14 protein-coding genes are annotated in these 13700 nt (G+C 60.2%); 11 read left to right on the top strand and 3 right to left on the bottom strand.

What is annotated here, in order from left to right; genetic code table 11:
- The first annotated feature begins 89 nt into the window (after positions 1-89).
- Together murJ and B9Z49_RS02705 are read left to right on the top strand one after the other, a co-directional pair.
- Complete coding sequence (gene murJ / locus B9Z49_RS02710; protein ID WP_108351896.1) at positions 90-1655, top strand: murein biosynthesis integral membrane protein MurJ; 1566 nt, start codon at positions 90-92, stop codon at positions 1653-1655.
- Between the two features lie 10 nt (positions 1656-1665).
- Entirely contained in the window at positions 1666-2526 is an 861-nt protein-coding gene (locus tag B9Z49_RS02705) for a SirB1 family protein (RefSeq protein WP_108351895.1), read from the top strand.
- A gap of 61 nt (positions 2527-2587) precedes the next feature.
- Here B9Z49_RS02705 and purM read toward each other — a convergent pair whose 3' ends face one another.
- Positions 2588-3640: a phosphoribosylformylglycinamidine cyclo-ligase gene (purM, locus tag B9Z49_RS02700; protein ID WP_108351894.1), complete on the bottom strand. Its 1053-nt coding sequence runs from the start codon at positions 3638-3640 to the stop codon at positions 2588-2590.
- 130 nt (positions 3641-3770) lie between these two features.
- Between purM and B9Z49_RS02695 the strand changes: the two genes are divergently transcribed.
- From B9Z49_RS02695 to folK, 5 genes are read left to right on the top strand one after another with little or no spacing between them, the layout of a single operon-like run.
- On the top strand, positions 3771-4886 hold the full coding sequence (locus B9Z49_RS02695; RefSeq protein ID WP_233254483.1) for an AI-2E family transporter: 1116 nt from the start codon (positions 3771-3773) through the stop codon (positions 4884-4886).
- Positions 4883-5569 (top strand): DnaA regulatory inactivator Hda, encoded by a 687-nt coding sequence (hda, locus tag B9Z49_RS02690; RefSeq protein ID WP_108351893.1) that lies wholly within the window; start codon positions 4883-4885, stop codon positions 5567-5569. The genes B9Z49_RS02695 and hda overlap by 4 nt, the downstream gene beginning before the upstream one ends.
- Positions 5566-6234: an HAD family phosphatase gene (locus tag B9Z49_RS02685; protein WP_108351892.1), complete on the top strand. Its 669-nt coding sequence runs from the start codon at positions 5566-5568 to the stop codon at positions 6232-6234. The genes hda and B9Z49_RS02685 overlap by 4 nt, the downstream gene beginning before the upstream one ends.
- Positions 6231-7796, top strand: coding sequence for a polynucleotide adenylyltransferase PcnB (pcnB, locus tag B9Z49_RS02680; protein WP_108351891.1), 1566 nt, complete (start codon positions 6231-6233; stop codon positions 7794-7796). The genes B9Z49_RS02685 and pcnB overlap by 4 nt, the downstream gene beginning before the upstream one ends.
- A 20-nt stretch (positions 7797-7816) precedes the next feature.
- Positions 7817-8317, top strand: coding sequence for a 2-amino-4-hydroxy-6-hydroxymethyldihydropteridine diphosphokinase (gene folK, locus B9Z49_RS02675; protein ID WP_108351890.1), 501 nt, complete (start codon positions 7817-7819; stop codon positions 8315-8317).
- A 13-nt stretch (positions 8318-8330) separates the two neighbouring features.
- Here the strand turns inward: folK and B9Z49_RS02670 are convergent, their stop codons facing one another.
- Complete coding sequence (locus tag B9Z49_RS02670) at positions 8331-8777, bottom strand: hypothetical protein (RefSeq protein WP_108351889.1); 447 nt, start codon at positions 8775-8777, stop codon at positions 8331-8333.
- Between the two features lie 383 nt (positions 8778-9160).
- Between B9Z49_RS02670 and rpsP the strand changes: the two genes are divergently transcribed.
- From rpsP to rplS, 4 genes are all read left to right on the top strand, one after another.
- Positions 9161-9412, top strand: a complete 252-nt coding sequence (rpsP, locus tag B9Z49_RS02660; RefSeq protein ID WP_108351888.1) for a 30S ribosomal protein S16 — start codon at positions 9161-9163, stop codon at positions 9410-9412.
- Between the two features lie 16 nt (positions 9413-9428).
- Positions 9429-10046, top strand: a complete 618-nt coding sequence (rimM, locus tag B9Z49_RS02655) for a ribosome maturation factor RimM (RefSeq protein WP_108351887.1) — start codon at positions 9429-9431, stop codon at positions 10044-10046.
- Positions 10047-10074: 28 nt separating this feature from the next.
- On the top strand, positions 10075-10824 hold the full coding sequence (gene trmD, locus B9Z49_RS02650; protein WP_108351886.1) for a tRNA (guanosine(37)-N1)-methyltransferase TrmD: 750 nt from the start codon (positions 10075-10077) through the stop codon (positions 10822-10824).
- A 165-nt stretch (positions 10825-10989) separates the two neighbouring features.
- Positions 10990-11373 (top strand): 50S ribosomal protein L19, encoded by a 384-nt coding sequence (rplS, locus tag B9Z49_RS02645; RefSeq protein ID WP_090045435.1) that lies wholly within the window; start codon positions 10990-10992, stop codon positions 11371-11373.
- A 181-nt stretch (positions 11374-11554) separates the two neighbouring features.
- Here the strand turns inward: rplS and B9Z49_RS02640 are convergent, their stop codons facing one another.
- On the bottom strand, positions 11555-13645 hold the full coding sequence (locus tag B9Z49_RS02640; protein WP_108351885.1) for a DEAD/DEAH box helicase: 2091 nt from the start codon (positions 13643-13645) through the stop codon (positions 11555-11557).
- Positions 13646-13700 lie beyond the last annotated feature (55 nt).

Raw genomic sequence — 13700 nt, 5'->3', positions numbered from 1 at the left:
GTGAGCGCCAGCCTTGGCCTGCGCGCCAATCCCCGTCGTCGCCATGGCCTTGCGGGTCAGTCAGAAAGCGACCGCTACACTCGCCCTTTGTGAGCCTCCTTAGATCTGCTTCTGTCGTGTCGATTTTTACCCTGGCCTCCCGGGTCACGGGTTTGGTGCGCGAGCTGCTCATCGCCTCCATGTTCGGGGCCAGCGCCTTGACCGACGCCTTCAATGTGGCCTTTCGCATTCCCAACTTGTTTCGTCGGCTGTTTGCCGAGGGGGCGTTCAGCCAGGCCTTTGTGCCAGTGCTGGCCGCCAGCCGTGCCCAGCATGGCGACGAAGCCACCCGCGAGGTGATCGACAGCGTGGCCACGGCCCTGGCCTGGTCGGTGCTGGCTTTGTCAGTCTTGGGTGTGCTGGCCTCACCTTGGCTGGTGTGGGCCTTGGCCAGTGGTTTGCAGCAAGATGCCCGGGGTTATGAAGCCGCCGTGAACATGACAAGTTGGATGTTTCCCTACATCGCCTTCATGTCCATGGTGGCCTTGTCGGCGGGGATTTTGAACACCTGGAAGCGTTTTGCTGTGCCCGCAGCCACGCCCGTGCTGCTGAATGTGAGCGTGATCGCCGCCACTTGGTTTTTGTCGCCCTGGTTGGCCAAGCAAGGTGTGGAAGCTATTTACGCCTTGCCCGTGGGAGTGATGGTGGGCGGTGTTTTGCAGTTGGCGGTGCAAATTCCGGCCTTGGCCCGGCTGGGTTTGTTGCCCCGCCTGGGCGTGCGGCCCCGCGCCGTCAAGAAAGCCTGGACCAACCCCGCCACTTTGAACATCCTGCGCCTGATGGGGCCGGCTTTGCTGGGCGTGGGCGTGGCCCAAATTTCTTTGCTCATCAACACCCAGATCGCTTCTTATATGGCTCCGGGCAGCGTCAGTTGGTTGACTTATGCCGACCGTTTGATGGAGTTCCCGACGGCCATTTTGGGCGTGGCGCTGGGCGTGGTGCTGATGCCGCAATTGGCCGCAGCCAAAGCCACAGGAGACACTGAACGTTATGCGGCCATGCTCGACTGGGGTTTGCGTTTGGTGTTGCTGCTGGCCTTGCCTTGTGCGGCGGCTTTGCTGGTGTTTTCGCAGCCGCTGGTGTCGGTGCTTTACCACTATGGGGCCTTCACCGACCGCGATGTGCAGCAAACCACCTTGGCTTTGACGGGTTACGGTGTGGGCTTGCTGGGCCTGGTGGCGATCAAGGTGTTGGCTCCGGGTTACTATGCCAGCCAAGACATTCGCACGCCGGTGCGCATCGCGGTGGTGGTGCTGGTGCTCACGCAGGTCTTGAACGTACTGCTGGTGCCTTATCTGGCCCACGCCGGGCTGGCGCTGTCCATTGGCTTGGGCGCTTTGGTCAATGCCTTGTGGCTGCTGGTGGGTCTGTTGCGCCGGGGCAGTTACAAGCCACAACCCGGCTGGTGGCGCTTTGGCTTGCAGGTGCTGCTGGCCACGAGTTTGTTGACCGCCTTGCTGTGGTTCGCTGCGAACCATTTGCCTTGGGTTGCCTTGCGCCAAGAGGCCTGGCTGCGCATCGGCTGGATGGTGGCGGTTTTGGCGGGCTCTGCCTTGCTTTATTTTGGTGTATTGTGGGCCACGGGTTTGCGGCTCAAGGCCTTTCTCAAGCGTTGAACCATTCCAAATGCCTTTGAATTTATCCCCCCCGACCCCGCTCAGTTACTTTGCCAGCTTGGTGCAAAGCGACGATCAGTTCCCCTTGCTGGAGGCTGCGGCCAGTTTGGCGCAGGATGAAGAACCTACGCTGGATGTGCAGCAGGTGCTCGACGATGTGGCGCGCTTGGTCAAAAGGGTGAAGGCGCGCATGCCCGAGGCGGCCGATGACCTGACCCGATTGGCCAACTTGACGCAGGTGTTTTACAAAGACCTGGGTTTTGGGATGAATGCCAACGACTATTACGCCCCTGAAAACAGTTACATCTTCGACGTGTTGCGCACGCGCCGGGGGATTCCGATCTCACTGGCAGTGATTTGGCTGGAGTTGGCTCAAGCCTTGGACTTGCAGGCCCAAGGCATTTCCTTTCCTGGCCATTTTTTGGTCAAAGTGACGCTGGAGGGCGGCTTGGTGGTGTTGGATCCGCTCACGGGCGAGTCCTTGGGGTTGGACAGTTTGTCAGATCGGCTGAGTCCTTACAGGGCCCCCGAAGACCAGTTCGCTGCCCCCGACTTGGACGAGGGTGAAACCCCTTTGGGCTTGTATTTGCAAGCCTGCCCGCCCCGCGACATGCTGGCCCGCATGTTGCGCAATCTGAAAGAAATTTTTCGCTCGCAAGAAGATTGGCCCCGCATGTTGCAGGTGCTCGAGCGGTTGGTGGTTTTGCTGCCCGAGGCTTGGGACGAGCGACGCGACCGGGGCTTGGTGCACGCCGAGTTGGGGCATGTGCACGAGGCCTTGCAGGACCTGAGGCAGTATTTGGAGGCCGTGCCGGCAGCGCCCGACACAGCGGCTTTGCGCAACCGGGTCAGCGAGCTTTCTGCGCTTTGACTGGGCCCTGATTCGGCCTCAATTGTTAGTTTACGAGCCCAATGGCTTGAGGCCCAAAAGCTCAGGCCACCACCACCTGCGCGCCATCGCCTTGCGGCGCGATGCGGCCGATCGTGTAAACCGCTTCACCCAAGCCGCGCAGTGTGGCGGCGCAGGCCTCGGATTCGGCCGCGTCGATGACCACCACCATGCCGATGCCGTTGTTGAAGGTGCGGTTCATTTCGATGTCGTCGATGCCAGCCGTCTTTTGCAGCCAGGCAAACAGATCGGTTTGGGGCCAGCTGCCTTTTTGCAGGTGCGCAGCCAGGCCATCGGGCAACACGCGGGGGATGTTTTCTAGCAAACCGCCACCGGTGATGTGGGCCAATGCCTTGATGCCAGAGGCATCTTCCGTGTTCGGATGCGCCGCCAGCGCCGCCAACACGTTCAGCACATACAGGCGGGTGGGCTCCATCAGGGCTTGCTTGAAGGGTTTGCCGTCGAGCGTGGCCGGGGTGTTGGCACCTGCGCGCTCAATGCATTTGCGCACGAGGGAAAAACCGTTGGAGTGCACGCCGCTGGACGCCAGGCCCAGAACCACATCGCCCGCTTTCACGTTTTGTCCCGTGAGGATTTTGGATTTTTCGACGGCACCGACCGCAAAACCGGCCAGGTCGTATTCGCCAGAGGGGTACATGCCGGGCATCTCGGCGGTTTCGCCGCCGATCAAAGCGCAGCCCGACAGTTCGCAACCTTTGGCAATGCCGCCCACCACGGCGACGGCGGTGTCCACATCCAGTTTGCCGCAGGCAAAGTAATCCAGGAAGAATAAGGGCTCGGCCCCTTGCACCAGCACATCGTTCACGCTCATGGCCACCAGATCGATGCCCACGGTGTCGTGCATGTTCCATTCAAAGGCCAGCTTGAGTTTGGTGCCCACGCCGTCGGTGCCGCTCACCAGCACGGGCTCTTTGTAGCGCTTGGGCACTTCAAACAGCGCGCCAAAGCCGCCGATGCCGGCCAGCACGCCTTCGCGCATGGTTTTCTTGGCCAGGGGCTTGATGCGTTCGACCAGCGCGTCTCCGGCAACGATGTCGACGCCAGCGTCTTTGTAGGAAAGAGGGGTTTGAGTCATGGATTTGGCCCGGTTGGGGCTTGTGAATGGGGAGAGGGCCAATAAACGGGGCTTGCAGACTAAAATCAATGCTTATTTTAAGGGTTAGCCCTGAGCCCTCGGGCCAGGCCCTGACAAAACAAGAGACTGCATGCAAGCCCCCCTTCCTTTTTTGATGACCCGACTGGCCGCCTGGCTGGGCGTGGCCCTGCTGGCCGTGCTGGTTTTATGGTTGCTCGCCCCGGTGCTGGCCCCGTTTGTCATTGCAGCGGTCATGGCCTATGTTCTGCACCCCTTGGTGATCAGGCTTGAGGGTGTATCCGGTGGGCGTTTGCCTCGTGCCCTGGCGGTGGTGTTGGTGGAGGCGCTGGCCTTGCTGTCCCTTTTGGGTTTGTTTTTGTTGCTGGTGCCGATCCTGGTGCGCGAATGGCCCCTGTTGCAGCAGCAACTGCCTTTGCTGCTCGACCGCGTGGGCGATGCCATCAACCCTTTGTTGGCCCAGCTGGGCCTGAATGTCTCGCTGGATCTGGGCGAGCTGAAGAAACAACTGGTGACTTACCTGAGCGCGAACCGCGAAGATTGGTGGGCCCCGCTCATGTCCTCGCTCAAACTCGGCGGCAGCGTGGCGCTGGCCTTGGCGGGTTATGCGGTGCTGGTGCCCGTTGCTTTGTTTTACATGTTGTACGACTGGACTCGGCTGGTCAACAGTGTGCTGGAGTTGGTGCCACCGGCTTGGCGCGAGCGATTTGATGGCTTCATGCACGACTGCGACGAGGTGCTGGGCGAGTACCTGCGCGGGCAGACGCTGGTGATGCTGGCACTGGCCGTGTTTTACGCATTGGGCCTGAGTTTGTTTGGTCTGGATCTGGCGCTGCCCATCGGCGTGTTCACCGGGCTGGCCGTGTTTGTGCCTTACCTGGGTTTTGGCCTGGGCCTGGTGCTGGCGCTGTTGGCGGGCTTGCTGCAGTTGGCGCCCTCGCAAGCCGTGATGATGGTGGCCGTGGTCTACGGCCTGGGGCAGTTGCTTGAGAGCTTTGTGCTGACGCCTCGCCTGGTGGGGGAGCGCATCGGCTTGCACCCGCTGGCTGTGATTTTGGCCTTGATGGCTTTTGGTCAGGTGCTGGGTTTTGTGGGTGTGCTGATCGCCTTGCCAGCCAGTGCCGTCTTGTTGGTGGGCTTGCGCCGTTTGCGTCACCAATACCTGCAAAGCGATCTTTACCAAAAAAGCGGTTCTGACGATGCCAAGCAGGGACCAGACCGGGCATGAAGCAACTGGCTTTGGACATCGGCTTGGCTTCAACGCCCACGCTGGACAATTTTTTTGCAGGCCCCAACGCGGCGGCCTTGAGCCACTTGCGTTTGTGGACCGCAACGGGAAGCCGCTCCCCCGTGCCCACTTATTTGTGGGGCGAAAGCGGTTCAGGCAAAACCCATTTGCTACACGCGGTGCACCATGCGCTGCTAGAGCTGGGCACGCAGGTCGGGTGGCTGGATGCCCACAGCATGGACCCGCCCGAGTTCAACGACGGATGGGTTGCCGTGCTGATGGACGATGTGCACCTGTACAACGCCGAGCAACAACACACCGCCTTCAATTGGTTTGTCAACGCTTTGACGCCCCGCTGCGGCACGCCGCGCTGGGTCTTGGCCGCAGGGGCTTTGCCCCCGGCCGATCTGAAGCTGCGCGACGACTTGCGCAGCCGCTTGGGCTGGGGCCACATCGAGGCCCTGCAGGTCCTTGGAGAGCCCGAGCGCCGTGCCGTGCTGCAACAAGAGGCTGACGTCCGGGGCCTGTTCTTGAGCGACGAGGTCATGTCTTACATGCTCAAGCGCTTTTCGCGTGATTTGGGCAGCCTGATGCAGCTGCTCGACCATTTGGACCACTACGCCTTGCAAACGCAGCGCGGCCTGACCATCCCGTTGGTGCGTGCGATGCTGGAGAATGAATGAAACTCGCCCTGTTTGACCTGGACCACACCTTGCTGCCGCTGGACTCTGACCACAGCTGGGGTCAGTTCACCACCGAAATGGGTTGGACCGACCCGGTGGTGTTCGGCCAGCGCAACGACGAGTTTTATGCCCACTATCAGGCGGGCACACTCGATATTCATGATTACGTACGCTTTGCCACCCGCGCCACCTGCGAGCGCGGCGCAGCCGAGGCGGCCCAAGCCCACGCCCGTTACATGAACGAGGTGATCCGCCCGCGCATCACTCCAGAGGCGCTGGCGCTGGTACGATCGCACCAACATGCGGGTGATACGGTCATCATCGTGACCGCCACCAACGAGTTTGTGACCCGTCCGATTGCCCAGGCGTTTGGGGTGAATGAGCTGATTGCGGTAGAGCTTGAGCGCGATGCCAGCGGCTGGATCACGGGCGAGATCAGGGGCACTCCGTCGTTTCGCGAGGGTAAAGTCTCCAGGGTCGCCGATTGGTTAGGCCAAAAAGGCTTGGACTGGGGCGATGTGGAGATGACCTTTTATTCTGACTCCACGAACGATCTGCCGCTTCTGGAAAAAGCCCACCATCCGGTGGCAACGAACCCTGACGCTCGGTTGCGTCAACTGGCCACAGAGCGTGGCTGGCGCATCCTCGAACTCTTTCAAGAATGATCAAACAATTCATCGACAAGTTGATGGGCAAAGCGCCCAAAACTAACAAACCCCATTTTGGCAGCCGCACCGAGGTGCCCGCGAATGTTCACGGCATCGACCCGAACCTGGTGGACGAGCGCGCCATCAACGTGACGCGCACCCTGCAGCAAGCCGGTTTTGAGGCCTACATAGTGGGCGGCGCAGTGCGCGACTTGCTGCTGGGCCTGCGTCCCAAAGACTTTGACGTGGCCACCAATGCTACGCCAGAGCAGGTCAAGGGCCTGTTTCGCCGTGCTTTCATCATCGGCCGGCGCTTTCGCATCGTGCATGTGGTCTACGGCCGGGGGCGCGACAACGAAGTGATCGAAGTCTCCACCTTCCGGGCGCACCTGGACAACGCGGCGGCTGAGCAGGTCAAAGGCAACGAACGCACCAGTAAGAGTGAGTTGGCGGGCATGAAGCACGCGGTGGACTCCTCAGGCCGTGTGCTGCGCGACAACGTCTGGGGCCCACAAGACGAAGACGCCACGCGCCGCGACTTCACCGTGAACGCCATGTACTACGACCCCGAGTCGCAGATCGTGGTGGACTACCACGGGGGCATTCAGGATTCGAAAAAACGCGTCCTGCGCATGATTGGCGATCCTGTGGCGCGTTACCGCGAAGACCCGGTGCGCATCATTCGTGCCGTGCGTTTTGCCGCCAAACTCAGCCACTTAGGCTTCAAACTGGAGACCAAGACCGCCAAGCCGCTGACCCAGTCGGCCACTTTGCTGGCCGATGTGCCGCAAAGCCGTTTGTTTGACGAGATGCTCAAGCTGCTGCAAACAGGACATGCGCTGGCGTCCATTGAGCAGCTGAAAAAGCTGGGCCTGGCCACCGGCATTTACCCTTTGCTGGATGTGGTGGTGGAGCGGGTGGACAGTGCTTTTGTGCAAGTGGCGCTGGCCGACACCGACCGGCGCGTGGGCGAGGGCAAGCCGGTCGCCCCGAGCTTCTTGCTGGCCTGTGTGCTCTGGGCCGATGTGCGCGAAGGCTGGGCCAAACGCCTGGCTCGCAAAGAGCACCCGCACCCGGCTTTGCAGGATGCGATTGACGAGGTGTTTGATGCACGCATCGGCGATGTGTCCGGTAGAGGCAAGCTGGCGGCTGACATGCGTGAGATCTGGATGATGCAGCCGCGCTTTGAAAAGCGGGTGGGCAGCGCACCGTTTGGCCTTGTCGAACAGCCGCGATTTCGCGCAGGCTTTGACTTTTTGCGGCTGCGTGCTGACATCGAAGAAGTGGATATTCGACTGGCTGACTGGTGGCAAGAATTCAGCATGGCCAGCGATTCAGAGCGGGAAGATTTGGTGCAGGTTGCCAAGGCCGAGCAACAGATCTCTCAGGCAGCCAAGCCGCGTGTGCGCCGAGCACCCCGACCAGAAGGTGCGCCAGCGCCTGCACCACTGGACACAATGCCCGCTGCTTCAGATGCAGATAACGCTGGCGTTGGCGAGCCCAGAAAACGCCGCCGCCGCCGTCGTAAACCCGGTGAGGGGAGCGATTCGGCTGCTGATTCTGGCGTGAGTCGGCCCTGATTGAACCCTGAACCTCGCCTATGACCCTCTTGCCGCGTCAGAGCGTGACCGCTTATGTGGCCATTGGGGCCAATTTGGGCGACGCACGGCAGAGGGCGCGGGAAGCCTTCGATGCCTTGGCGCTGTTGCCCGATACGCAACTCACAAACTCTTCGCACATTTACCGCACAGCGCCTCACGAGACTCAGGGGCCGGATTTTTTCAATGCTGTGGCCCGCATCGAGACGGGCTTGACGGCCCCCGATTTGCTGGATGCTTTGCAGGCCATCGAAAACCAAGCAGGCCGATTGCGACCTTATCTGCATGCCCCAAGAACTTTGGATTTGGATTTGCTTTTCTACGGCGACGCCCAGGTGCTCAGCCCGCGCCTGACGGTGCCCCATCCGCGCTGGCGTGAAAGAGCCTTTGTGCTCTTTCCCTTGGCCGATGTGTGGCCAGAGCGCGTCAGCTCTGAAGACTTGATGCGTGTGGCCGGGCAGGGCATTGAACGCGTGCCAGAGGATGCGCCAGGCGTTGCCTAATCTGGTGCAGGCTTTACTGGCTGATCAGGCGGGCGGCCTCGATCTGGTATTCGAAATAGCGCTGGAAGCTGAAGACCAGGCTCGCCATCAAGGCGGTGGTGCCCAGCAGCAATGCGCTGGCGATGCCGATGACTGTGCCCCAGTGGGTGCGGCCTGCTGGGTTGAGTTCGTCGCCTTCGGGGTTGAATTTGGCATTCCACTTTTCAATGCCGCTCAGGCCGTAAACAATGGCGTTCAAAGCGCAGCCCGCAATCGTGAACCCCAGTAAGGGGATCAGCAACCAACTGAGCGTGTCGTCTTGGCCCAACTGCTGCACACGCTCCAGCCCATAAAAACCCAGTGCCGTTGGAATAGGCAGCAACCAGGCCAGCGTGTCTGAAAATCCGTAAAGGTAAAAGCGGTGAAGGCCCAGAGGGCCCGTCCAAAAAGCCAACCAAGTTGCAATTGTTTTGTTTTTCATCTTGTTGATTATTGCGGAGCAGTGCTGTCAACTGCACTCAAAGGCTTTTTTTTATGACCATATCGAGCCCGCATCGGCAGAATCGCCAATGACCGCCAAAAATGTGCGCACCCCAACGCGCCAGGCGGCCCGCCCTATCGGCCTCGGTGGGGGGCGATTTCGAAGGTGCCTGTGCCGGTGAGCACGTGGTGGCCGTAAATGGCGGTGAATGCGACGACGTCTTTGTCGCGGCAGGGTCGGATCAGAGACAAGGCTCTCGTTGTATAATAGTGGGCTAATCAGTGTGTCACTGGCCGGGTGGCCAGTTGCGTGTCTCAAACGCTGATAGAAAACGGGTTGACCGGCATTTGTTCCGGACAGACCCAACCACCCAAGGATAAATCATGGTTGTTATTCGTCTGAACCGCGGCGGCTCTAAAGCACGTCCTTTTTTCAACATCGTCGTCGCTGACAAGCGCGTGCGACGCGATGGTCGCTTCCTCGAGCGCATTGGTTTCTACAACCCCACAGCAAAAGGCGGCGAAGAGGGTTTGCGCATCGCTCAAGACCGCCTAACCTACTGGACGGGCGTTGGTGCCCAGGCTTCTCCCACTGTGGAACGCCTGATCCGCCAGGCCGGCAAAGCCGCAGTCTGATAGGCCGTTAAAGCCCATGCGCCCCGTCTTGGATACAGCCGCTTTGCCGGCTGACGCCATCGAAATCGGGCGCATCACCGATGCCTGGGGTATCAAAGGCTGGTTCAAAGTCTTGCCCCACAGCGCCTCCCCCGAGGCGCTTTTTTCTTCCAAGCAGTGGTTCTTGTTGCCGCCTGACAGGCCAATGAAGCCCAAACGTCCGACAGAGGCTGCCCAAGTTGCACCGGGTCAGGCAATTTGGGTTGAGCCCTTGTTGCTCCCCATCAAAGAAGTCAAAAATCATTCCGATACGGTGGTGGCCTTTGCTCAAGGCATAGACGACCGCAATGCGGCAGAGTCTTTGCGTGGCGCGCGCATTTTCATCCCCCGTTCCAGCTTTCCTGCTGTGGCCGATGGCGAGTATTACTGGGTTGATTTGCTGGGCTTGCAGGTGCTCAACCGAGAGGGTATCGACCTGGGTCTGGTGCGTGACCTCATGTCCACAGGCCCACAAACGGTGCTTGTCATTGAGGCGCCTTCAGAAGTCGAAGGCGGAAAAGCCGTTGAGCGCATGATTCCTTTTGTTGCGGCGTTCGTCGATGCGGTCGATCTGCCCGGCAAACGCATCACCGTTGACTGGCAGCTCGATTACTGAATCGCAGCCACAGCAGTGGGGGCCATCCATGCGCTTTGACATCATCACCCTGTTTCCCGAGTTGTTTGCGCCGCTGCTGACCAGTGGCATCACGCGCCGTGCCTACGAAAGCGGCTTGGTGGATGTGCGTTTGTGGAATCCCCGCGACCATGCTGAAGGCAATTACCGTCGTGTGGACGACCGCTCCTTTGGCGGCGGCCCAGGTATGGTCATGCTGGCCGAACCCTTGTTCAAATGCCTCAATGCCATTCGTGAAGAGCGTCAAGAGGCGATGCCTGCGCCTTTGGTGTTGTTTTCCCCGATCGGTCGGGCTTTGAATCACACCGCTGTGGCGCAATGGTCTGGCAGCGAGGGCGCTGTGTTGTTGTGCGGCCGCTACGAAGGCGTGGACCAACGCTTCATCGACCAACACGTTGACCAGCAAATCAGCTTAGGTGATTTTGTGCTGTCGGGCGGTGAAATCGCCGCCATGGCCTTGCTGGACGCGGTAGCCCGTTTGCAACCGGGTGTGCTCAATGACGAGGGTAGCCACCAATTGGACAGCTTCAACCCAGCGCTCGATGGTTTGCTGGACAGCCCGCACTACACCCGGCCCGAAGTTTGGCAAGGTCACGCCGTACCGCCTGAATTGATGTCAGGCCACCATGCGCACATCGAGCGCTGGCGACGAGAGCAAAGCCTTCGTTTGACGGCCTTGCATCGACCAGAGTTGATAGACCAAGCCCGTGCGGCGGGCCATCTCAGTCGCCAGGACGAGACCTTACTGAAACAACGTTAATCCTGCTCGGTCCAATAAGTTCTCTCAACAGGGTTTGAAAAAGTTATAATCAAAGGCTTTTCGATCCTCTACCCGCCGCGATCTGGTTCAGTCATGCTTGTGTATGGCCCTTACAACACAGAACGCCCCTTGTGTAGCGAGGCATGATCGGACGGAGTTCAAAAAATGAATTTGATTCAAACTCTTGAGCAGGAAGAAATTGCCCGTTTGGGTAAAGTGATTCCTGAGTTTTCTCCCGGCGACACCGTGATCGTCAGCGTCAACGTGGTGGAAGGTGCGCGCAAGCGTGTCCAAGCCTACGAAGGTGTTGTGATCGCCAAGCGTAACCGTGGTCTGAACAGCGGCTTCACTGTGCGCAAGATCTCCAGTGGCGAAGGTGTGGAACGCACGTTCCAAACTTACAGCCCTGTGATCGCCAGTATCGAAGTCAAACGCCGTGGTGATGTTCGCCGCGCCAAGCTGTACTACCTGCGCGACCGCAGCGGCAAGTCGGCACGTATCAAGGAAAAGTTGCCTCAGCGCAAAGCAGCACCTGCTGCCAAAGCGTAAAGCCTTTTCGTTCGTACGAAAAAACCGCCCGGGTTTGCGCCCAGGGCGGTTTTTTTATGGGCGCTTCAAAGCCCTCGTTCATGCGCACATGCATGCCACCCGGCCATGAAAAAAGGCCTTGCCGGTGAGGGCAAGACCTTGGAGGGGATCTTGAAGTCCTGGGTCGAGCCCAGGACAAGGATCAAGCGCGCGTGATTTTCAGCACGCGGGTGCCACCACGCTTGCCTGCAGGACCTTCGCCAGCAGCATGGGGTTTGAAGTTGCCGGCACCAAACTGTTTAGGGCCGCGGGCAAACTTGTCACCTGCACCCGCTGCACCGCGAGGGGCAGGACGGGCGGCGTTGCGGTTGTCACCACCACGATCTTCCCAGCGGCCGCCTTGACGTGGACCGTCCTGGCGTGCGTCTTGGCGCGGGGCAGGGCGGCTGTCGCCCTTGTCCCAAGGGTGCGCAGGTGCAGCGCGCTGCTCAAAGCGGTCACCACCGCGGTTGTCACCACGGGGGGCGTCAAAACGGCCGCCGTCTTTGCGGGCATCGAAGCGGGGTTCGCTGCGCTGCTCAAAGCGTGGCTGCTCATCGCGGAAGTTGCCACGAGGGGCGCGGTTGTCAAAGCCGCCACCACCATTGTCGCGGTCACGGTTGCCACCGAAGTCACGGCCACCGGGGGCGGGACGGCCACCACGGAAACCACCACCTGCGTTGGCGTAATTGCGCTCGCCGCCAAAGCGGTCACCGCCACGGCCCATGGGCTTGCGGGCTTCGGGCATGCGCACTTTGGGCTCGAGGCCTGGAATCACTTCGGCCTTGAACGGCTGGCGTGTGTAGGACTCGATGTCACTGATCTTGCGGCGGTCACGAATCTCAGCGAAGGTCACAGCCAAGCCGTCGCGGCCAGCGCGGCCTGTACGGCCAATGCGGTGGGTATAGTCCTCGGCCTTCATCGGCAAGCCGAAGTTAAAGACGTGGGTGATGGTGGGCACGTCGATGCCGCGAGCGGCCACGTCGGTGGCGACCAAAATCTGGACTTGACCGTTGCGCAAGGCCATCAGGCGGCGGTTGCGCATGCCTTGGCTCAAGGCGCCGTGCAGGGCCACAGCCGAGAAGCCGTCTTGCTGCAAGTCAGCGGCCAGGCCGTCGCACTCGATTTGGGTGCTGGAGAACACGATGGCTTGGTCGATCGTGGCGTCACGCAACCAGTGGTCCAGCATCTGGCGCTTGTGTTGGGCGTTGTCGGCCCAGAAAAGCACCTGCTTGATGTTGTTGTGCTTTTCTTGGGGGTTGTCGATCTGGATTTTCTGGACCGAAGAACCGCCGTCGTGCATCACGCGCATGGCCAGTTGCTGAATGCGCGGCGCGAAGGTGGCGCTGAACATCATGGTCTGGCGACGTTGGCTGGTCATGTCGTTGATGTCGGCCAAGTCGTCCGAGAAGCCCAGATCGAGCATGCGGTCAGCTTCGTCCACTACCAAAAACTGCACTTGGTCCAGTTTGATTTGCATGGAGCGCTGCAGGTCCAGCAAACGGCCGGGTGTGGCAACCACCAGGTTGGCGTTTTGCAGCTTGGCAATTTGCAGTTGGTAAGGCATGCCGCCGACCACGTTGGCAACGCGCAGACCACGCGTGTGCTTGACCAGCTCGATGGCGTCTTGCGCCACTTGCTGGGCCAGTTCGCGCGTTGGGCAGACTATCAGGGCGCCAGGTGTCGGGGCCTTGAAGTTGCGTGGGTTGGTGGGGTCTTTGCGCTTGGAGCGCTTGGGGGCGGGTTCGCCTTTGGCAACGGCGTCGGCGCAGGCTTGGTCGAATTCGGCGCGTTCAGCAGCTTCTTGCTCGGCCATTTGCTGAATCAGGGTGTGCAAAACGGGTAGCAAAAAGGCGGCGGTTTTGCCGCTGCCGGTCTGGCTGGACACCATCATGTCGGTGTAGCCATTGGACTTGCCGTCTTTGGAGCCGCCTGCAGTGGGCAAAGCCAAAGGAATGGTGCGCAATTGCACAGCGGTTGGCTGGGTGTAGCCCAGATCGGCCACGGCTTGCACCAGCTCAGGGGCCAGGCCCAACTCAACGAAACCGTTAGGCATGTCGACGATGGCTTCGACTTCTTCGGCCACTGCAGTCGTGGCTTCAGGAGCGGCTTCGGGGGTGATTTCGGCCGCCGCAGCGACCATGATTTCAGTGGCCAGGTTGGTCGGGGCGCTCTGTGCCGTGGACTCGGTGGGGATGGATGTGATTTCGGCAGGCGACAAGTCGTCCTGCACTGTGTTCAAAGTGTCGGTCATGTGTATGTATAAAACTCGCACGGAACAACGGCCGCTAACAGAAAACTGTTGCTGA

It is taken from the genome of Limnohabitans sp. 2KL-51 (genome assembly GCF_003063645.1).
Taxonomy (GTDB): domain Bacteria; phylum Pseudomonadota; class Gammaproteobacteria; order Burkholderiales; family Burkholderiaceae_C; genus Limnohabitans_A.
This window is presented reverse-complemented; position numbering and strand designations above follow the sequence as displayed.

Coding starts and splice junctions, on each gene's coding strand:
- rimM (WP_108351887.1), top strand. CDS start 9,429: ATGCGCCCCGTCTTGGATACAGCCGCTTTGCCGGCTGACGCCATCGAA.
- rplS (WP_090045435.1), top strand. CDS start 10,990: ATGAATTTGATTCAAACTCTTGAGCAGGAAGAAATTGCCCGTTTGGGT.
- folK (WP_108351890.1), top strand. CDS start 7,817: ATGACCCTCTTGCCGCGTCAGAGCGTGACCGCTTATGTGGCCATTGGG.
- hda (WP_108351893.1), top strand. CDS start 4,883: ATGAAGCAACTGGCTTTGGACATCGGCTTGGCTTCAACGCCCACGCTG.
- B9Z49_RS02705 (WP_108351895.1), top strand. CDS start 1,666: ATGCCTTTGAATTTATCCCCCCCGACCCCGCTCAGTTACTTTGCCAGC.
- rpsP (WP_108351888.1), top strand. CDS start 9,161: ATGGTTGTTATTCGTCTGAACCGCGGCGGCTCTAAAGCACGTCCTTTT.
- B9Z49_RS02695 (WP_233254483.1), top strand. CDS start 3,771: ATGCAAGCCCCCCTTCCTTTTTTGATGACCCGACTGGCCGCCTGGCTG.
- B9Z49_RS02640 (WP_108351885.1), bottom strand. CDS start 13,645: ATGACCGACACTTTGAACACAGTGCAGGACGACTTGTCGCCTGCCGAA.
- purM (WP_108351894.1), bottom strand. CDS start 3,640: ATGACTCAAACCCCTCTTTCCTACAAAGACGCTGGCGTCGACATCGTT.
- pcnB (WP_108351891.1), top strand. CDS start 6,231: ATGATCAAACAATTCATCGACAAGTTGATGGGCAAAGCGCCCAAAACT.
- B9Z49_RS02685 (WP_108351892.1), top strand. CDS start 5,566: ATGAAACTCGCCCTGTTTGACCTGGACCACACCTTGCTGCCGCTGGAC.
- trmD (WP_108351886.1), top strand. CDS start 10,075: ATGCGCTTTGACATCATCACCCTGTTTCCCGAGTTGTTTGCGCCGCTG.
- B9Z49_RS02670 (WP_108351889.1), bottom strand. CDS start 8,777: ATGAAAAACAAAACAATTGCAACTTGGTTGGCTTTTTGGACGGGCCCT.